We start from the raw sequence: 18,925 nt of genomic DNA, 5'->3' as shown, positions 1-18,925 counted from the left end.
GAACCTAAGGGAATCTTTTCTATCAAGGAATTATGCTGATGCTTAGACGAGCAAGCGGGATTCTACTCCATATTACTTCCCTGCCATCCCGGTATGGTGTGGGAGACTTTGGACCAGCTGCCTACGAGTTTGTTGACTTCCTGGACAGGACTGGCCAGAGCTACTGGCAGATTCTTCCTCTGAATCCAACCGATTCCATATATCTAAACTCCCCTTATCAGAGTGTCTCCGCCTTTGCTGGCAATCCTTTGCTCATAAGCCCTGAACTCTTATGGCGCCATGGTTTGCTGTCAGACGCCGAGGCCGCTCCACCGAAGGACTTTTCTTTGAAGAGGGTTGACTACCAACGCCTCTATGCCTACAAGACAGGCCTGTTGCGTTCATCATTTCAAAGGTTTCGTAGCATGGGTCATTGTGCTCCGTACGAGCACTTCCGTCAGCGCCACTCATACTGGTTGGAGGATTTTACTCTGTTTGTCTGCCTCAAGACTCATTTTCAGGGTAAGATATGGACTGAGTGGCCTCAGGAAATAAGGCACAGAGAACCACAGGCGCTGCAGGCATTTCGCGACATGCTTCAGGAAGAGATTGAATTTCAAACCTACTGCCAGTATCTCTTTTACAGTCAATGGCATGAGTTGAAACGCTACTGCAATGAACACGGAATTCACCTCATAGGCGACATACCAATATATGTGCACCACGATAGTGCTGATGTGTGGACGCACCGTCATCTGTTCAAACTCGACGACTCATCCAGGCCTTATGTGGTGGCTGGGGTTCCCCCTGACTATTTCAGCAGTACCGGCCAGCTATGGGGGAATCCCGTCTACGACTGGGAAGCCTTGCAGAAAAGCGGCTTCGCCTGGTGGATTCGGCGAATGGAACTCAATCTCTCTCTATTTGACCTCGTCCGCTTGGACCACTTCCGGGGTCTGGTAGCCTATTGGGAAGTCCCGGCAACAGAGGCTACCGCAATAAATGGCTGCTGGGTTAAGGTGCCCACTAAAAAGTTCTTCGACACTTTACTCAGAAGGTTTCCCCTGTTGCCCATCATAGCTGAGGACCTGGGATACATCACCCCTGATGTCAGAGAAGTTCTCAGACATTACGATTTGCCGGGCATGAAGGTGCTTCTTTTTGCCTTTGGCGGCGATGTGGCTAACAATCCCTATATCCCACACAACCACGTGGCCAACAGCGTAGTATACACTGGCACCCATGACAATAATACTGTCAGAGGCTGGTTCGAGCATGAGGCCACCCAGGAGGAAAAAAGAAATCTCTACCGCTATCTCGGACGGCAGGAGTCCCTGGAGTCGATACATCTGGCATTTATACGGTTGGCCATGATGTCAACGGCAAACCTTGTGGTGCTACCTCTACAGGATGTGCTGGGGCTCGGTGTAGAGGCGCGCATGAATAAACCCGCCACCCTGGAGGGCAACTGGGAATGGCGCCTGACAGCCGAACTGTTGTCCGAGGAGGTGAACGACCAGCTTGCAGAAATGACCCATATCTATGGCAGGGCTTGAGTTGCCAGGTCTCACCTCCCCTGGTCTGCACCTCAGGACTCCGAATTGGCCTCATGCTCAAGCCTGGTCATGCCTGCCTCGTTGCCAGCAATCCTTGTGGTGTGGCCACTGGTCAAAAGCCAATAAGAACGTCTCGAAAACTGCTCTCTATTTCATTCGCTCCACGTTTGCCACCCTCTGGTAGCCATCTTTTCTTTGAGCTTTTCACAAACAACAAGGTCCGTAGGAAATGCCATATTTACTGGCAATTGCTCCAGGGGGAAAAACCGCACCTCGGCGGCATCAGACCCTGCCTGCAGTCTGCCGCCCACAATTCTGCCCACAAACCAGACCCCCACAGTGTGCTGCTCCGGATCATGGAAATTCGACTGCACATCAAAGACAGGACCCAGTTCTACCTGCAAACCGGTTTCTTCCCGCACTTCTCGCCGGGCACAGGCACGAATGTCTTCGTCCCATTCCACGTGACCACAGGGAATGCACCAGGCGCCATTGTAGGAGCCTCGTCGCTTCACAAGAAGGATTTCTTCGCCTTTCAGTATGATCACTGCCACTCCTGCTGTGGGGTTTCTGTAGAGTACAAAGCCGCACAGCGGGCAGTACTTCCGTTGAAGCCTGCCAGCAGGCTTCAGCTCCAACCGGGTGCTGCATTGGGGACAAAAATGATATTCCATAGTGATATATTACGGTGTGGGGCCGGAACGTTCAGATTTCTGCCACCGATTGAGGCCGTTTATAGATGTACTGCTATTGCCCCAAAGCGGCAACACTCTGTGCTTCAGCAGAGCATCCCCGAGCCACTTGAAATCAACAACAACGACCGTTTACAGGTCTATGATCATGTCAGCTTCACTGCCGCATTTGGTACAAGTAAAATGTCTTTTCTCCTGTTTGCGCACACCCGCTGCTTGCTTCTCCTCAACTTCTACTTCGATGAATTCACAGGTCACCACCATCTCTGCCTCATTGCCGCAATGCTCACACTTGCACACTTCAACCCTTTGTGTTTGCTTGCCCATGTGCTATCTCCTTATGCTGTTGAAAGGTTGTCATATTGCCGCTGGATTATAGTAGTCGGAGGCTTCAATGGCAATATGGCGCATTGCGCTGCCGCTTAGCCTGAGCGCAATCACTTCTCTTCACGAGATCTGTTGAAGAAATATCCAAGATTCTTCTCCTCTGCCCCCAGCTTTGAATTATAATCAGATAATTTCCTCTGGAACGGGAGCCAATGTTATGTCTCTCTGGATTGTAACGGTCATCATCCTGACCGCATTGTTTCTTCTGGTCACTGAAAAAATCCCTGTCGACCTCACGGCCATGGGAATAATGGTCGCCTTGATGGTTTTTGGCATTTTGCCCCCCAGGCAAGCAGTGGCCGGTTTTGCCAACCCGGCAGTGATTACCGTGGCCGCCATGTTCCTCATAAGCAGAGCCATGATACGGACAGGAGCCGTGGGGTTCGTTGGTGAAAAGGTAATCCAGTTCTCCAGGGGAAATCAGCGGCTGGCCATGCTCATGACCCTGGTCATTGTGGCCCTGGCCTCGGCCTTCATAAACAATACTCCGGTTGTGGTCCTTTTCATTCCAATTGTAACCAGCCTGAGCTGTGAATACCAGTTGAGTCCTTCGAAGTTCTTGATACCTGTATCTTATGCCTCCATTCTGGCCGGCACCTGCACTCTCATCGGCACCTCCACCAATATCATTGTCAGTGACCTGAGTGCCATGTATGGCTATGGAGAGCTCAGCATGTTTGAACTCTCCTCCCTCGGAGTACCCATAGCTCTCCTGGGCATTGCCTTCCTGTATTTTGCTGCGCCGCGCCTCATGCCAGCCCAGGCAATACCCACCTGTGAACTCCACGACAGCGAACAGAGGCGTTATCTGGCCGAATTGACAGTGCCTGTGAACAGCCCCCTCATTGGCCGGGACCCGAGTCGCGCTTTTTCAGAAAAATATCCATCATTTGAGGTCTTCGAGTGCATACGGAAGTCGCAGATCTTCCATGCAGGCCGCCAGGAGGTAACAATTGCCGCCAATGACCTCCTGCTGGTGAAAGCATCGGCAAACGATCTCATTACTGCACTAGACCACAAAGTTGTGCAGTTGCCCCCTTCACATTACGATCTGGCCAGCAGCACAGATTTTAAAGACGCGGTGATCGTAGAGCTCATCATCACGCCTCAATCTACCCTCCTCGGCGAGAAGCTTGTACAGACCAAGCTTAGAGGCGATCCTGGAATCCGCATCATAGCGGTGCGCAGCAGGGGGCATCATTATGCCGCCCAGAAAATTCATGACGTCAGACTAAGGCTGGGTGATATCCTTTTGTTGCAGTGCCAGGAAAACAGGCTTGCACATCTGAGGTCGGATCCTGACTTTATCGTTGTGGAAGATGTTCACCATGAAATCGTCCACAAGGGGAAAGCCCGCTGGGCCATGCTCATCTTCCTGGCTGTTGTAATGGCAGCAACCTCAGGCATAGCAGATATCATGGTCTGTGCTCTGGCAGGCGTCTTTCTCATGGTGCTCACAGGCTGTCTGCAATTGCGAGACTCATATCGGGCCTTGCAAGGCAATATACTGGTACTCATTGCCGGAACGATAGCCCTGGGTACGGCAATGGAAAAGACCGGTGCTGCCAGATTGTACGCTGAAACCTATCTTTCTCTGTTTCACGGTGCAGATCCGAGAGTCATTCTGGCAGGCATAATCCTCCTCGCCAGCATAAGTACGCAGGCCTTGAGCAACAATGCCACCGCAGTTCTCCTTATTCCCATTGCCATATCCACAGCGCTCGCCCTGGGAGTAAGTCCAAGGCCCTTTATCATTGCGGTCTGCTTTGGAGCCAGTGCTTGCTATGCCACTCCTATAGGCTATCAGACTAATCTGCTGGTATATGGTCCTGGAGGATATCGCTTCAGCGACTATTTGAAACTCGGGATCCCTCTAAATCTTCTGGTGTTGATCGTGGGTTCGTTCTTTATTCCTCTACTGTGGTCTTTTTAGAGGTAGGGCTGCAACCCGGTCAGTTCTTGACTTTTCTTTTCTGCCCAGGAGAGCCCTTCTGAGATAACAGGAAACTTCTCGTTGAGTTCCAGGCCAATGGCGGTTAGAATACATCAATCTACCTATTGACAGTCGGATGACCTAGCTGCACCAGTACACGAAATATTCAGCTCTGGAGTCAACTTTTTTCTTTTCTTGACTTAAGTCAATGCTCACTTATCTTGCCGTCGATAAAGTTACAGAAAATATGCCATACCTAAAAACAGCAGCGGCTGTTGTGGCCACATGATTCAACAACAAACCCAGTAGCAAAGGAGGGAGTTATGTTTTGCTATCAGTGTGAACAGACTGCAAAAGGGGAAGGTTGCACCAAGATAGGAGTGTGCGGCAAGCAGCCCGAGGTTGCCGCTCTGCAGGATCTTCTCACCTATGCTGTCATAGGCTTGTCGCAGTATGCAGTGGAGGGGCGCAAGGTGGGCGTCAATGACCGGGACGTCAACGTCTTCGCCTGCGAAACAACCTTCGCTACTCTGACCAACGTGGATTTTGACCCGGAGCGTTTCGTAAAATGGATCAATGAAGCTGTGGAGAAGCGAGAGCAGCTCAAGGACAAAGTCCGTGCTGCAGGCGGCAAAGTTGATCTGCCTGAAGGCCCTGCCACCTTCAAACCCGAGTCTACTTTCGAAGGACTGGTTCGACAGGGAGAAGCAGTGGGCATCAAGACCTATCCGAGCACCAGCCCTGACATTCTGTCACTGAAACATACCCTGCTGTTCGGCCTCAGAGGCGTGTGTGCCTATCTTGACCACGCGCAGATCCTGGGTCAGGAAGATGATACGGCCTATGCGTTCGTCCATGAAGGTCTGGCAGCTCTGTTTCGGAATGACCTCAGTCTGGATGACTGGGTAGGGTTGGTTCTCAAGTGCGGCGAGATCAACCTCAAAGCCATGGAACTGCTCGATGCGGGAAACACCGGCGTTTACGGCCATCCAGTGCCCACAAAAGTGCCTCTGGGCCACAAGGCAGGCAAGGCCATCCTGGTTTCGGGTCACGACCTCAAGGACCTCGAGGAAGTGCTCAAACAGAGCCAGGGCAAGGGGATCTATGTCTATACCCACGGAGAGATGCTTCCCTGCCACGGCTATCCAGAGCTGAAGAAGTATCCCCATTTCTATGGGCATTATGGCACCGCCTGGCAGAATCAAGCTAAAGAGTTTGCCAACTTTCCTGGTACCATTTTGATGACTACCAACTGCATCCAAAAGCCGAAAGAAACTTACAAGGACAACATTTTTACCTGTGGTCTCGTTGGCTGGCCAGGTGTGACACACATAGCCGACCGCAATTTTCAACCAGTGATAGACAGAGCACTGGCTCTGCCAGGTTTTCAGGAAGACTCCAACGGCAAGGAAGTCATGGTGGGTTTTGCCAGGAATGCGGTACTCGGGGTGGCGGACAAGGTCATAGAGGCGGTGAAAGGCAAGGCCATTCGCCACTTTTTCCTGGTGGCAGGATGTGACGGCGCCAAGCCCGGACGCAACTATTACACTCAGTTTGTGGAGCAGGTCCCCGAGGATTGCATTGTCCTCACCCTGGCCTGCGGTAAGTTCAGATTCTTTGACAAGGATCTCGGCGACATCGGCGGCATTCCCAGGCTGCTGGACATAGGCCAGTGCAATGATGCCTACTCGGCCATCCAGATCGCCGTGGCTCTGGCCAAGGCCTTCAACGTGGAGGTCAATGATCTGCCTCTTTCCATGATCCTCTCATGGTATGAGCAGAAGGCGGTGGCGATTCTTCTGACCCTCTTCCACCTCGGCATCAAGGGGATTCGCCTGGGACCCTCCCTGCCGGCCTTCGTGTCAGCAAACGTTCTGGATGTACTGGTGAAGAACTTTGATATCAAACCTATCACCACACCCGAAGAAGACCTCAAGGCTATTCTGGGCTAACCAGCAAGATATGGGCGGGGAGACATCCCCGCCCCCAGGAAAACCATATGAAGAAAATCAATATTTTCAAGGAGAACGACTTCAAGGACAAAGGGCTCAGCCGACTGCTCGTACACGATTCCCCTTATTTCAAAGTCCTCAACTTCAACTTCAGAGCAGGGCAAGAGCTTCCCATTCACTCTCATGATATCGAAGGTCAATTGAGCATTGCTGTACTGGAGGGAAGCGGCGAGTTTTTGGGAGAAGGAGATGTCCGCCTCCCGGCTGAACCTGGAGACGTGTTGATATCTGACATCGCCGAGCCTCATGGCATCAGGGCAGAAACTGATATGCGCGTTCTGGTGACCATAGCTCCACCCATCTAACAACAGCTGCCGCATCACCTATTGCTTCTCTGGGTTGCCGACAGTGAGTACAGGGCACGGACGACACGTTCGGCCATTCTTTTGGAGGTAGTACAAGATGTCTCGCAGGGTTGTTGTGAATGAAAATGAATGTATCGGCTGCGGCACCTGTGAGGCGCTCTGCCCCGAGGTGTTCCGACTCAACGAGGAAAAAGAGAAGTCAGAAGTGATCAAAGCGCAAGGTGGTCCCGAGGATTGCATCGAAGATGCCATTGATTCCTGTCCTGCGGAAGCTATTAGCTGGCAAGAAGATTGAGGCAGATACCGCTGAAAGGACTGCCCATATCTAGTTGATGTCATGGCACCAGGGCAGATTCTGAAATTATCGGGCTAATTCCCACCGGAGCTCATAGTTTTAGGCATTCAAACTCTTGACAGCCAAAAAGAGTTTTTTTGTCCGATTAAGTCCTATTGTTTTCCTAAAGATTTCGAGGTTAATATTATGCACGTGTGGCTCTAGGAACTGCAAGTCGCTGAACTTTAAAGAATGACCATTAGAATTCACCAGGAGAAAAGGCCATGGTCAAAAAGAATCTTTTGTCGTCTCTTCGCTTTCTGAGACCGCGAGACGGTTGCAGCACGGAGATCCTCAGCAGTGGCTGGAGTGAAATACGCTGTGGCCAGAGGGAATGGGAGAAGTTTTATCGCAACAGATGGCAGTACGACAAGAAAGTGCGTTCCACCCACGGCGTAAATTGTACAGGTTCTTGCTCCTGGGATGTGTATGTGAAAAACGGGGTAATTGTCTGGGAAACCCAGAGGGGTGATTATCCCGGTTGTGGAGCCAATCTTCCGGACCATGAACCTCGTGGCTGCCCACGCGGGGCTACCTTTTCCTGGTACACCTACAGCCCGGTCCGTTTGAAGTATCCTTATATCCGTTCGGTGCTGCTGGATATGTGGCGAGGCGCTCTCCATACGCAGTCTGATCCAGTAGCAGCCTGGCAGAGCATCGTCGATGATGAAACAAAGAGGAAAAAGTATCAGCGCGCCCGCGGCAAAGGCGGCTTTGTCAGGGTTTCCTGGGACGAGGCTGCCACACTCGTTGCCGCCTCCCTCATCCACACCATCAAGAAGTATGGCCCTGACCGAGTGTTCGGCTTTACCCCGATTCCAGCCATGTCCATGGTCTGTTATGCTTCTGGGGCACGCTTTCTTTCCCTCATAGGCGGCTCCATGATAAGCTTCTACGACTGGTACTGCGATCTGCCCCCCGCCTCCCCGCAGATCTGGGGAGAACAGACTGATGTCCCAGAAAGCGCTGACTGGTTTGAGTCGACTTACATGATAGTTTGGGGCACAAACCTGCCCATGACTCGCACTCCGGATGCTCACTTTTTTACAGAAGTCCGTTATCGCGGCGCCAGAGTAGCAGCTGTGGCACCGGATTATGCCGAATACGTAAAATTTGCCGACACCTGGCTGCCGGCAAAGGCTGGCACCGACTCTGCTCTGGCCATGGCCATGACCTTTGTCATCTTCAAGGAGTTCTATCTCGACCGGCAGTGTGACTATTTTGCTTCATATGCCAAGAGCTTTACTGACCTGCCATTCGCAGTGGTGCTCAAAGCTGGAGGAGAGGATTACCTGGCCGACAGGTTCTTGCGCGCCGCTGACCTAGGTCTGGACGAAAACAACAGCGAATGGAAGACCGTTTACTTCGATAGCAGCAGCGGCCGCTTTGTGGTGCCTAACGGCAGCATTGGCTTCCGCTGGAACGAAGAAGGACGCTGGAACCTGCACAAAGTGGATTCGCAGACCGGCGCTGAAGTGGATCCACTCCTGAGCTTTGCTGAAGACAACGACGGCTGGTCGATGGTCTCCCTGCCGCTTTTCGAATTTCAGGGGGCCAGGGTGAAAAAGGGCGCCGTACCGGTCAAAAAGCTTCGAATCAATGGCGAGGACATTCTCCTCACCACGGTCTTTGATCTTATGGCTGCCAACCTTGGCGTCGATAGAGGTCATGGTGGTGAGGTGGCAAAAGATTATGACGATCCCCAACCCTATACTCCCGCCTGGCAGGAAAGCATTACCGGGGTGCCGCGTGAGGATGTTATCAGGGTAGCGCGTCAATTTGCCGACAATGCCGAAAAAACCAGGGGCAAGTCCATGATCTTCCTGGGTGCCGGTACCAACCACTGGTATCACAACGACATGACCTACCGCACTATCATCAATCTTACTACACTGTGCGGCTGTCAGGGGGTTAACGGGGGCGGCTGGGCTCATTATGTTGGCCAGGAAAAAATAAGGCCACAAGCAGCCTGGGCCTCAATAGCTTTTGGCCTCGACTGGCTGAGGCCGCCGCGGCAGCAGAACGGTACTTCTTTTTATTACTTTGCTACAGATCAGTATCGCTATGAGACCTTTGACGGGCAGCATCTTGCCTCGCCGCTGGCTGAAGCATACACAAATAAACACCTGGCAGACTACAATGTCATCGCTGCCAGGCTCGGCTGGCTGCCCTCCTATCCCCAGTTCAACAGCAATCCCCTGGAGCTGTGCGATGAGGCTGTTGCTGCTGGAGCCAGCACGGACGAGGAAATCATCTCTTTTGTAGTGGACAGACTCAAGAAGGGGACCCTGAAGTTTGCCCTGGAAGATCCTGACAGTCCAGAGAACTTTCCCCGGCTGCTCTTTCTCTGGCGAGCAAATCTGTTGGGAGCCAGCGGCAAGGGACACGAGTACTTCCTGAAACATCTGTTGGGAACAGACCATGCCGTGTTCAATGCTGACAGCAACAAGAGGCCCACGGAAATCAACTGGCGTGAGCCGGCCCCGGAAGGTAAGCTTGATCTTCTTGTTACTCTCGAACTGCGGATGTCCACCAGTGCCATGTACGCTGATGTGGCTCTGCCTGCGGCCTCCTGGTATGAAATGCATGATCTCAGCACCACTGACCTCCATTCCTTTATCCATCCCTTCAATCCAGCTATTGATCCGCCCTGGGAAACCAGGACCAACTGGGAACAGTTCAAAGCGATCGCCGAGAAGTTTTCTGAACTCGCCGCCATCCACCTGGGCACCAGGAAAGATCTGGTGGCAACCCCATTGCTGCACGACTCACCCGGCGAGATTGCTCAGCCCACGGTAAGAGACTGGAAGAAGGGAGAAACAGAGCCGGTACCGGGGAAGACAATGCCGGGCCTGACTGTTGTGCAGCGAGATTTTGCCAATACCTACAAAATGATGACCGCCCTGGGACCTCTGGTTGCCAAAATTGGCATTGGCTCCAAGGGTGTGGCCTGGAACGCGGCGGAAGAATATGAGGAGCTGAAACAAAGGCAGGGTATCGTTGCTGCTCCGGGCATCAGTGAGGGAATGGTTGAACTCAAAACTGGCAGGCAGGTTGCGGAAGCAATTCTGGCGCTGGCGCCGGAGACCCACGGCAAGACCGCGGTAAAGGCCTGGGCAGGCCTGGAAAAAAAGACCGGCCTGGAGCTTGCCCATCTGAGCCTGGACCGCCAGGGGGAAAGCTTCTCCTTTGCTGACCTGGACGGTCAACCCCGGAAGATCATTACCAGCCCCATATGGAGTGGCATCGAGTCCGAGAACCGTATGTATTCTCCCTTTGTCATCAATATCGAGGAAAAGATTCCTTTCAGGACTCTGACCGGCAGAGCTCAATTCTATCAGGATCACGAGTGGATGCTGGCATTCGGGGAAGGCCTGCCTCTGTTCCGGCCGCCTCTGGACATGCAGGCGCTTGGCTCCACTGCTGTTAAACGGCGGGAGTCGAAAGAAATCATCCTCAACTATCTGACGCCGCATTCCAAATGGTCTATACACAGCACCTACTCGGACACTCTCATTATGCTCACACTGTTTCGCGGTGGGGAGGCCATCTGGATAAATGACGAGGATGCCGCTGCCATAGGGGTCAAGGACAACGACTGGCTCGAGTGCTTCAATGTGAACGGTGTCATCATGGCCAAGGCGGTGGTGAGCCATCGCATTCCTCGAGGCAAAGCCTTCATGTACCACGCCCAGGAGAGGATGATCAATACTCCGGGCTCCAAACTCTCCGGCAAGAGAGGAGGCACCCATAACAGCGTCACCCGCATTATGGTCAAACCGACGCAGATGATCGGCGGTTATGCGCAATTGAGCTATGGTTTCAATTATTACGGACCCACCGGCGCCCAGCGCGACGAGGTCATAGTCGTCCGCAAGGCGCAGGAGGTAAACTGGTATGAATATTAAAGCACAGATCAGCATGGTCTTGAACCTGGACAAGTGTCTGGGCTGCCACACCTGCAGCATTCCCTGCAAGAACGTCTGGACTAACCGGCGCGGTGCTGAATACATCTGGTTCAATAACGTGGAGACCAAGCCTGGAATAGGCTATCCGAAAAAATGGGAAAACCAGGATATCCATAAAGGAGGCTGGCATCTCAAAGGCAGCAGTCTATCGCTGCGGGCAGGAAGCCGTACCTCCAGGCTGCTCAAAATCTTCCATAATGCAGACCTGCCTGCCATAGATGACTACTATGAACCCTGGACGTACAATTACGCCAAGCTGATTGCCAGTCCAACCAGGAAGCATCAGCCGGCCACAAGACCCAAATCGCAGATTACCGGGAAGCCCATGCCGGTGACCTGGGGACCTAACTGGGAGGACGATCTCGCCGGAGTCTCAACCACAGGAGACGGAGATCCCAACTTCAAGAACCTGGAACGCCAGATCTATCTCCAATTTGCAAAGGTATTCATGCTTCACCTGCCTCGTCTCTGCGAACACTGTCTGAATCCGGCCTGTGTGGCTTCGTGTCCATCAGGAGCGCTTTACAAGCGAGAAGAAGATGGCATAGTCCTGGTAGACCAGGAGCGCTGCCGCGGCTGGCGCTATTGCGTATCCGGCTGTCCCTACAAGAAAGTCTACTTCAATTGGCATACAGGAAGGTCCGAGAAATGCATCTTTTGCTATCCGAGAATTGAAGCAGGCATGACAAGCCTTTGTGCCGAGACCTGTGTGGGACGGATCCGCTATGTGGGAGTCATTCTTTATGATGCGGACAGAGTGCCAGAGGTTGCCGCCACCCGGGACGAACAGCAGCTCTATGCCAACCAGACTTCCATGTTTCTCGACCCAGCTGACAGCGAAGTGAGATCCGCTGCCATCTCCCAGGGAATTCCCGAAAGTTATCTGAATGCTGCTGCGTCTTCTCCCGTTTATAAACTGGCGGTGGAGTGGGGGCTGGCCTTTCCCCTCCACCCGGAATTTCGCACCCTGCCCATGGTCTGGTACGTGCCCCCACTGAGTCCCCTCATACAATTCCTCGAGAGTGAGGGTGAGGACAGAAATGATGCCGACAATATGCGAATTCCCCTCACATACCTGGCCAACCTCTTGACCGCCGGAGACGAGGCGCCTGTGCGACTGGCTCTGCAGAAGCTCATGGCCCTGCGCACCTACATGCGCTCTCAGCGGCTCGAGGAGGAAACGAACCTGGCTGCCCTGGAAAAAGTCGGCATGACAGAAGAGATGGCCAGGGAAATGTACCAGCTGCTAGCCCTGGCAAAATATGGAGATCGTTTTGTGCTTCCCACTGTAAAGCGTGAAGCAAAGGAAGATCTTTACCAGGCTCAAGGGAGTTTGGGATTTGTGGATGTATAGCAACCTCAGAGCTGGATGGCACAAATGACTACAGAAAGGCGCCTTCTTCTAAAGATTCTCTCTATTCTGCTTTCCTACCCGGATGATCAATTGCTCTGCGGACTGCCAGAACTGGAAAAAGCGGTGGGGGAAATAGCAGATTCGGCTGTACGCGAAGAATGCCTTCGCTTCCTGGTGTATGTAAGTAATACTGCCCTTCTTCGCTTGCAGGAGGAATACACTGCCACCTTTGACCTGAACCCTGCCACCTGCCTCAACCTCACCTACCACAAGTGGGGCGACGACAGAGAACGAGGGCGGGCCCTCATTGAATTTCTTGAGCTTTATGAGAGAAGCGGCTACGAGAAGTCTAGTGGTGAACTAGCCGACTACTTGCCTATCATACTGGAGTTTCTCTCAATCTGTCCGGAAGACCAGTATCATTGGCAGCCAGAAGCATACCATCTGCAGCTGAAAGAAATAGGCTCCTGCCTGCGACAACTGGCAAGCCCTTATGCGGGGCTTCTCCGCATTGTCGCGGCAATTTTTGCTGACCTGGAAGACAAAGGGGAATAGAAAGATGAATCTGACCAACACCCTGGCCTTTCTGGTATTTCCCTATCTGGCGCTTACCGTCTTTGTGGTAGGTCATCTCTATCGCTATCTGACCGATCCCTTTGCCTGGAATGCGCACTCCAGTGAACTTCTCGACAAGAAAGGGCTCAAATACGGCATTACCATTTTTCACTGGGGAATCTTGTTGACGCTGGCAGGCCACACTGGAGGACTGCTCGTCCCCCAGAGCCTTTACGATGCCATTGGGTTAGATGGCCAAACGCATACCACGATTGCCTACTACAGCGGCCTGCTGGTAGGCGCTGCCGCCTTTGGCGGCAGCCTCATGCTCACCTGGCGCCGGCGAACAAACCAACGAATCAAAGTAACCAGCAGTGTCAATGATTGGTGCACCTTGGCCCTGCTTGTTTTTGTCACTGGCATGGGTCTTTTCAACGTGATCTTCGGTCACTTCTATGTTCTCGACAGCATTGCTCCATGGATAAGAGGGATTTTGACATTCAGACCAGAGCCGGCCCTGATGCTGCCGGTGCCCGTGAGCTACAAGATTCATATCCTGAGCGCCTTTGTTTTGCTCGCTTTCTCACCCTTTAGTCGCTTGATTCACATCTGGAGTGCACCAGTCAGCTATGCCTTCCGCAGACAAATTCTCTACAGGCGGAGGCATCTACATTCATAGACGATAGAAGAGATGGCAATATCTCGGATAGTATATTTATGTAGTCAGGCTGTAAAGTTAGACAAATGATTGAAAGGAGCCGAAAGCTCATGAATAATGATGAGGCTGTCTGTTATGCACAATCGAGCAGGGGGGCCGCCCTGACCTGGACCACCCTGGCGTTTTTTGCCGGCTTTGCTGGAGTGTCAGCTTTTGGTCCCATTGTTACCAAGCTTAAACAGGCCATGGCTTTGAATCCCATGCTCATGGGACTTCTTGCTGCCAGCCCAGCCCTGACCGGTTCCTTGCTGCGCATCCCCTTCGGAGCCATGGTAGACCGTCTGGGTGGCAAAAAGCCTATTCTGGTCCTTCTTGGACTCGCCGTTGCCGGCATTGGCGCCATCACTTTGTTGTTTACTATCCTTACCCCACCCCGTCCTGCTCACTATCCGTTGTTTCTGCTCGCCGGCATCCTGTGCGGCTGCGGCATTGCAGTATTTTCTGTCGGCATACCCACCGTGTCCTACTGGTATCCTCAGAAAAAGCAGGGTACAGCCCTGGCCGTTTATGCAGGTCTGGGCAACATGGCTCCGGGAATGTTCGCCGTGGCCCTGCCTTTCCTGGTAGTCTCTCTGGGCTTCGCATTTTCCTACGTGCTGTGGCTCGGCATGCTCATCGCCCTGCTGATCGTCTTCTTCCTGTACATGAAGGATGCACCCTACTTTCAATATAAGGAAATGGGCATTGAAATCGACGAAGATGCCCTGTTAATTGCCTGTGGTGAAGAGCTGATCCCTTCGGGCAACATAATGGAGTCTCTCAAGAAGGCCGGCTCCAACTGGCGGACCTGGATTCTGACAGTCTTCTATTTTGTCACCTTTGGTGGTTTCATTGCTCTAACTGTCTGGTTTCCGACTTACTGGCGGGAATATTTTGGGACCAGTCTGGTAATGGCAGGACTCCTTACCGCACTCTATTCCCTGTCCGCCTCAATTCTCAGGGTGTTTGGAGGATTGACGGCAGATCGGCTTGGCGGCGAGAAGACCGTATTTCTTTCTTTTATGGTGGTGGCCCTGGGTGGCCTGATTATGATGTCAGCAGGAGAATCCATGGCGGTTGCCATAGCAGGGGAGCTTCTGCTAGCCCTGGGCATGGGCTTTGCCAATGCAGCAGTGTTCAAGTTGGTACCCAAGTATACACCCGAGACAGTTGGCGGCGCTGCGGGTATTGTTGGCGGCCTGGGGGCCTTTGGTGGCTTTGTCATACCGCCTGTCATGGGACTTTTTGTCAAGATGTCTGGCACTAGAGGTTATGCTCTGGGGTTTGCCGTCTTCTTTGGCCTGGCCCTGCTCTCACTGGTACTCTTTGCCATTTTGAACCGCTATGCTCCTGAACAGGCTGCCGAAGCTCCCGCCTGAAAAGTTAAAACGCCTCTCTGCCTGTTGAGTTTCAGGAGGAATTTGTTTTATGTTGACGCTGACGCCAGCACGCCTGTACCAGCAAATCGTGGTTGAGGCCGCAGATGCCATCATATTTGCTGATAAGACAGGAATAATTGAGCTGTGGAACTCTGCCGCCGAATCGATTTTTGGCTATTCAGCAAAAAAGGCACTGGGAAACAGCCTGGATCTCATTATTCCCGAAAAATTGAGGCAAAGGCACTGGCAAGGCTACCGCCAGGCCATGGCTTCAGGCCAGAGTACATACGGGAAAGATTTACTGGCAGTACCTGCCGTCAGAAGTGATGGCAGCCGTATTTCCATAGAATTCACCATAGCCCTGCTTGCCGACGAGGCTGGGAAACCCATAGGCACTGCCGCTCTGATCCGCGATGTAACGGCACGCTGGCAAAAGGAAAAAGAGTTGCTAAGCCGCCTGGCCGAATTGGAGGGGAAATTGTCAAGAATGAGAGACACAAAGCGCTATTGAGATGGTGCAGCCAGCCATATCCAGTTGCAAAACCGACCAATCAACCTTGAAGAATTAGAGCTGCTCTGAGGAACTACTCATGCCAATACCGGGAAACCTGCTGACCACTGCCATGGCAGTCATGCCGCATAAGGATGTGGACCGGGCCCTGGAAATGGCCCTGTCGCTGGATGTACCTTACTGGCCGCAGCTGCCGCATGTGAGCTATTATGAGGACATGTACGTCCAGGCATCAGAACATTTCCCAGGAATCCTCCTGGATCTGGACAATCGCACTCTGCGATTCTCCATGGATAAGTTTGTGGCCGAATTCGAGGAGACCATGGCCCACTTCGATAATCCCGCCTACTTTGATATCAGTGAGCAATATTCGGTGGTCTACCACCGCTTCCTGGAGCTGGATTTTTCAGCAAGACCAGCTATTCGTGGGCAGATTGAAGGACCGATCAGTTTCGGCTTTAACGTTCTGGACCAGAACGACCGGCCGATTCTCTTCGACGATACAGTGAGGCCGTTTCTCATGGAATTCATGGCCCGCCGGGTCAATGTCCAGCTGCAGCGGCTGAAGAAGCTCAATGCCAATGCATTTATGTTCGTAGACGAACCAGGCCTACAGTTTCTCTTCAGCGCTCTGTCTGGCTACAGTGACATGAAGGCCCGAGAAGACATGGAGATGTTTTTTGCCATGATCGACAGACCCCGCGGCATTCACCTCTGCGGCAATCCTGACTGGGATTTTCTCCTGGGTCTGGACATGGACGTACTCTCTTTAGACGTCTACAGCAACGGAGAAGTGTTCGCCCAGTATGCCCCATCCATTCGCAGATTCCTGGACAGAGGCGGCAGGCTGGTCTGGGGCATCGTACCAACCAATTTCGAACCCTTTGCCAGCGAAGATCTCGACTCTCTGGACAGGCGAATGACAGATATCTGGTCCTCCCTGGAGGGCAAGGGCATCGATCGAGATTTTCTTTTCAGCCGCAGTATGCTCTCGCCGGCAACGTGCTGCCTGGTGAATCCTGACGGTGAAAAGACGGTGGAGAAGGCCTTCGCAGTCATCAGGGAGCTCTCCGCCAGACTTCGCAAGGAATTCAACCTTTCCTGACATCATATCCCAGAATGATATTCTGGCAGGCAGCGACCTCGTACCTTGCCTTGCGGGTGCTATACCAGCCCCTTTTCCAACTTTTTCCCAGTGGTTGGGCAAACAAAGTAGGAATAACAGGGAAAGGTCATGAGAAGGCGGCAATCTTTCGGGCTCACATGGCCAGAATCCACTGAAGTGTCTCAGGGCTAATATTGTCTCAGTTTTATTAGTAATTTATCCGAGCTCAGTCATTCTGTTTCTTTGTTGGTAGGGTAAAATAAAAGACACTTCCCTCGCCTGCCACGCTTTTTGCCCAGATCTCTCCTCCATGAGCCTCGATGATTCCTTTGCAAATAGCCAGGCCGAGGCCGGTTCCTTCGTGCCTTCCTCTGCTCCCTGATGAAGGCAGGGTGTGGAACTTCTCGAAAATCACTTCAAGATTTTCTTCGGAAATGCCCACACCCTGATCGCTTACAGCGAGCTGCACCTCGTCTTCGTGCTCCTTGACAACGATATTGATAGTTGTGCCTTGTTCAGAAAATTTGATGGCGTTTTCAATCAGATTAACCAGCACCTGCTCTATTCGTTCGAGATCGATATATGCATAAATTGCAGTGGGATATTTGTAAGTGATGGCTATATCTTTTTCCTTGGCCAACGGACCTATTATCTCTACAACCTCTTGCACCAAGGAGGAGACATTCTCTTTCTCGAAACACCAGTCTGCCTTGTCTGCCTCAATGCGGGTGAAATCGAATAGATCAGAAACTAGGTGAATCAGGCGGGCCAGATTCTTGTCAATGACAGCTAGGTAGCGTCTGTTTTCCACGCCCTGAATAGTGCGGTTGAGATAGTCCACGCCACCGCGAATCACAGTCAGAGGAGAACGAAGTTCATGAGACATGTTTGCCAGAAAGTCTGATTTTAGTTTGTCCAGACTTTGAAGTTCACTGTTTGCTTCGGAAAGTTCACGGGTGGCCTGTCTGATCTTTTCTTCCAGCGATTCACGGCTGTCGGCAAGGCTCCTCGCCATTGAATTGAAAGCCTGGCCAAGCTTTTCGAATTCATCTCCCGTTGAGATATTCACCCGGGCCGCCAAGTTTCCAGCACTTATCTCGGCCGTCACTCCTTCAAGCTCTTGCAAGGGCCTGATTACCATGCGCCGGAGCAGGACAAATAGAGTGAAGATAGTCAATATGCTGAGACCGACGCCGGCGACAGCGAGCTTCAGTTGGTCCCTGCCAACGGCCGCTCTCATTTTTCCGATTGGCAAGATCACGCTCAAGCCTCCCCCGACAGCACCTCTAGTAAAGCCCTGTTGCTGGTGACATTCGAGACAGGTGTCATCCATACGCAACGGAACCATGTAAAAAAACCGTTGTTCTTGACCCTGGCCTTTAAAGGCTGACACCTCGGTCAAGCCTTCACGTTGAAACATCTCGAGAGCTCTTTTTTCAAAGTCGTCAGGACGATTGTCCGGATTGAGTGGATTAAGGCTTGCAAGGTGGAATTGGTACATATCCTGCCGTTGGGAATATTGAGAAAGCTTCTTGGTCACCATTGCAGGTGTGAATCTCTGGTAAGTTCCTCTGGAAGTTTCCAGCCTGTCGTCATAATAACAAACAGTGTTTTGAGCCCCCCTGCTCCGCCGCAGGACCATAACCCCCCCGCAATCGGAGATCCACTGTCTGGTCAACACTATCTGTCTTGCCAGGGCTCTGGCCTGGGTCCTTATTTGATCCAGAGACTGCTGTTCATGCTGCACACTTATCCAGAGGAAGATAATGCCTAGGATCGGAAAAATGATCAAGGCTATGCTCATGAGGAATTTCCACTGCAGTGAGAATTGCATTTTTCTCATTTTTTTTGACCTTCAAAGAATTTTATTGGCAAAGGAGAGGAAACAATGGAATGGACTTCGGCATTCATACATTTTCATCTCTTCTGATAACTCACTTTAATGGGTGAGTCAAATAGGGATGACTTGATCCCCGTAGACTGAAAAGTATGACACTGAAGTTGTGATATTTTTGTTCACAAAACCATTCATTTTAGTCGTAAAATAAACTAGTTATCGTAACAATATTCCATGCAAGCTGTTAATTAGCCTAGAATCCGCTAGAATTAGAACTAGGTTATGATGAAAAGAAGTTGCTTAATGCCAAGTTTAATTTGA

General features: G+C 52.0%; 15 protein-coding genes. 12 read left to right on the top strand and 3 right to left on the bottom strand.

Annotated features, from left to right (window positions below; translation table 11 throughout):
* Window positions 1-38: 38 nt before the first annotated feature.
* Window positions 39-1,535, top strand: coding sequence for a 4-alpha-glucanotransferase (gene malQ, locus JRI89_05225; GenBank protein ID MBW2070640.1), 1,497 nt, complete (start codon window positions 39-41; stop codon window positions 1,533-1,535).
* 152 nt (window positions 1,536-1,687) lie between these two features.
* Here malQ and JRI89_05220 read toward each other — a convergent pair whose 3' ends face one another.
* Entirely contained in the window at window positions 1,688-2,209 is a 522-nt protein-coding gene (locus JRI89_05220; GenBank protein MBW2070639.1) for an NUDIX hydrolase, read from the bottom strand.
* Window positions 2,210-2,359: 150 nt separating this feature from the next.
* Window positions 2,360-2,554 (bottom strand): hypothetical protein, encoded by a 195-nt coding sequence (locus JRI89_05215; protein ID MBW2070638.1) that lies wholly within the window; start codon window positions 2,552-2,554, stop codon window positions 2,360-2,362.
* Between the two features lie 217 nt (window positions 2,555-2,771).
* On the opposite strand from JRI89_05215, the gene JRI89_05210 reads away from it, so the two are divergent.
* The 11 genes from JRI89_05210 (at window position 2,772) to JRI89_05160 (ending at window position 16,767) form a co-directional block, all read left to right on the top strand.
* Window positions 2,772-4,547, top strand: coding sequence for an SLC13 family permease (locus JRI89_05210; GenBank protein MBW2070637.1), 1,776 nt, complete (start codon window positions 2,772-2,774; stop codon window positions 4,545-4,547).
* A 323-nt stretch (window positions 4,548-4,870) separates the two neighbouring features.
* Window positions 4,871-6,499 carry a hydroxylamine reductase gene (gene hcp / locus JRI89_05205; GenBank protein MBW2070636.1) on the top strand — a complete coding sequence of 543 codons (1,629 nt, stop codon included), beginning with the start codon at window positions 4,871-4,873 and terminating at the stop codon, window positions 6,497-6,499.
* A gap of 47 nt (window positions 6,500-6,546) precedes the next feature.
* Window positions 6,547-6,864 (top strand): cupin domain-containing protein, encoded by a 318-nt coding sequence (locus JRI89_05200; protein MBW2070635.1) that lies wholly within the window; start codon window positions 6,547-6,549, stop codon window positions 6,862-6,864.
* A gap of 97 nt (window positions 6,865-6,961) precedes the next feature.
* A complete protein-coding gene (locus JRI89_05195; protein MBW2070634.1) occupies window positions 6,962-7,159 on the top strand; it encodes a ferredoxin in 198 nt (65 codons plus the stop codon).
* Between the two features lie 263 nt (window positions 7,160-7,422).
* Window positions 7,423-11,106: a nitrate reductase subunit alpha gene (locus JRI89_05190; GenBank protein MBW2070633.1), complete on the top strand. Its 3,684-nt coding sequence runs from the start codon at window positions 7,423-7,425 to the stop codon at window positions 11,104-11,106.
* On the top strand, window positions 11,096-12,520 hold the full coding sequence (narH, locus tag JRI89_05185; GenBank protein ID MBW2070632.1) for a nitrate reductase subunit beta: 1,425 nt from the start codon (window positions 11,096-11,098) through the stop codon (window positions 12,518-12,520). Before JRI89_05190 ends, narH begins: the two co-directional genes overlap by 11 nt.
* 24 nt (window positions 12,521-12,544) lie before the next feature.
* Window positions 12,545-13,075, top strand: a complete 531-nt coding sequence (narJ, locus tag JRI89_05180; protein MBW2070631.1) for a nitrate reductase molybdenum cofactor assembly chaperone — start codon at window positions 12,545-12,547, stop codon at window positions 13,073-13,075.
* A gap of 4 nt (window positions 13,076-13,079) precedes the next feature.
* Entirely contained in the window at window positions 13,080-13,754 is a 675-nt protein-coding gene (narI, locus tag JRI89_05175) for a respiratory nitrate reductase subunit gamma (protein MBW2070630.1), read from the top strand.
* 89 nt (window positions 13,755-13,843) lie between these two features.
* Window positions 13,844-15,151: a NarK/NasA family nitrate transporter gene (locus tag JRI89_05170; protein ID MBW2070629.1), complete on the top strand. Its 1,308-nt coding sequence runs from the start codon at window positions 13,844-13,846 to the stop codon at window positions 15,149-15,151.
* Window positions 15,152-15,200: 49 nt separating this feature from the next.
* A complete protein-coding gene (locus JRI89_05165; GenBank protein MBW2070628.1) occupies window positions 15,201-15,662 on the top strand; it encodes a PAS domain S-box protein in 462 nt (153 codons plus the stop codon).
* A gap of 79 nt (window positions 15,663-15,741) precedes the next feature.
* On the top strand, window positions 15,742-16,767 hold the full coding sequence (locus JRI89_05160; protein ID MBW2070627.1) for a hypothetical protein: 1,026 nt from the start codon (window positions 15,742-15,744) through the stop codon (window positions 16,765-16,767).
* Window positions 16,768-16,993: 226 nt separating this feature from the next.
* On the opposite strand, the gene JRI89_05155 is transcribed toward JRI89_05160, so the two are convergent.
* A complete protein-coding gene (locus tag JRI89_05155; protein MBW2070626.1) occupies window positions 16,994-18,571 on the bottom strand; it encodes a DUF3365 domain-containing protein in 1,578 nt (525 codons plus the stop codon).
* Between the last annotated feature and the right edge of the window lie 354 nt (window positions 18,572-18,925).

It is taken from the genome of Deltaproteobacteria bacterium (assembly GCA_019309045.1).
Classification (GTDB): Bacteria; Desulfobacterota; Syntrophobacteria; order BM002; family BM002; genus JAFDGZ01.
This window is presented reverse-complemented; position numbering and strand designations above follow the sequence as displayed.

Excerpts from the sequence above, each read along its gene's own strand:
- JRI89_05210 (MBW2070637.1), top strand. The coding sequence starts at position 2,772 with ATGTCTCTCTGGATTGTAACGGTCATCATCCTGACCGCATTGTTTCTT.
- hcp (MBW2070636.1), top strand. The coding sequence starts at position 4,871 with ATGTTTTGCTATCAGTGTGAACAGACTGCAAAAGGGGAAGGTTGCACC.
- JRI89_05195 (MBW2070634.1), top strand. The coding sequence starts at position 6,962 with ATGTCTCGCAGGGTTGTTGTGAATGAAAATGAATGTATCGGCTGCGGC.
- JRI89_05200 (MBW2070635.1), top strand. The coding sequence starts at position 6,547 with ATGAAGAAAATCAATATTTTCAAGGAGAACGACTTCAAGGACAAAGGG.
- JRI89_05170 (MBW2070629.1), top strand. The coding sequence starts at position 13,844 with ATGAATAATGATGAGGCTGTCTGTTATGCACAATCGAGCAGGGGGGCC.
- JRI89_05220 (MBW2070639.1), bottom strand. The coding sequence starts at position 2,209 with ATGGAATATCATTTTTGTCCCCAATGCAGCACCCGGTTGGAGCTGAAG.
- malQ (MBW2070640.1), top strand. The coding sequence starts at position 39 with ATGCTTAGACGAGCAAGCGGGATTCTACTCCATATTACTTCCCTGCCA.
- JRI89_05215 (MBW2070638.1), bottom strand. The coding sequence starts at position 2,554 with ATGGGCAAGCAAACACAAAGGGTTGAAGTGTGCAAGTGTGAGCATTGC.
- narJ (MBW2070631.1), top strand. The coding sequence starts at position 12,545 with ATGACTACAGAAAGGCGCCTTCTTCTAAAGATTCTCTCTATTCTGCTT.
- JRI89_05165 (MBW2070628.1), top strand. The coding sequence starts at position 15,201 with ATGTTGACGCTGACGCCAGCACGCCTGTACCAGCAAATCGTGGTTGAG.
- narI (MBW2070630.1), top strand. The coding sequence starts at position 13,080 with ATGAATCTGACCAACACCCTGGCCTTTCTGGTATTTCCCTATCTGGCG.
- JRI89_05190 (MBW2070633.1), top strand. The coding sequence starts at position 7,423 with ATGGTCAAAAAGAATCTTTTGTCGTCTCTTCGCTTTCTGAGACCGCGA.
- JRI89_05160 (MBW2070627.1), top strand. The coding sequence starts at position 15,742 with ATGCCAATACCGGGAAACCTGCTGACCACTGCCATGGCAGTCATGCCG.
- JRI89_05155 (MBW2070626.1), bottom strand. The coding sequence starts at position 18,571 with ATGAGCATAGCCTTGATCATTTTTCCGATCCTAGGCATTATCTTCCTC.
- narH (MBW2070632.1), top strand. The coding sequence starts at position 11,096 with ATGAATATTAAAGCACAGATCAGCATGGTCTTGAACCTGGACAAGTGT.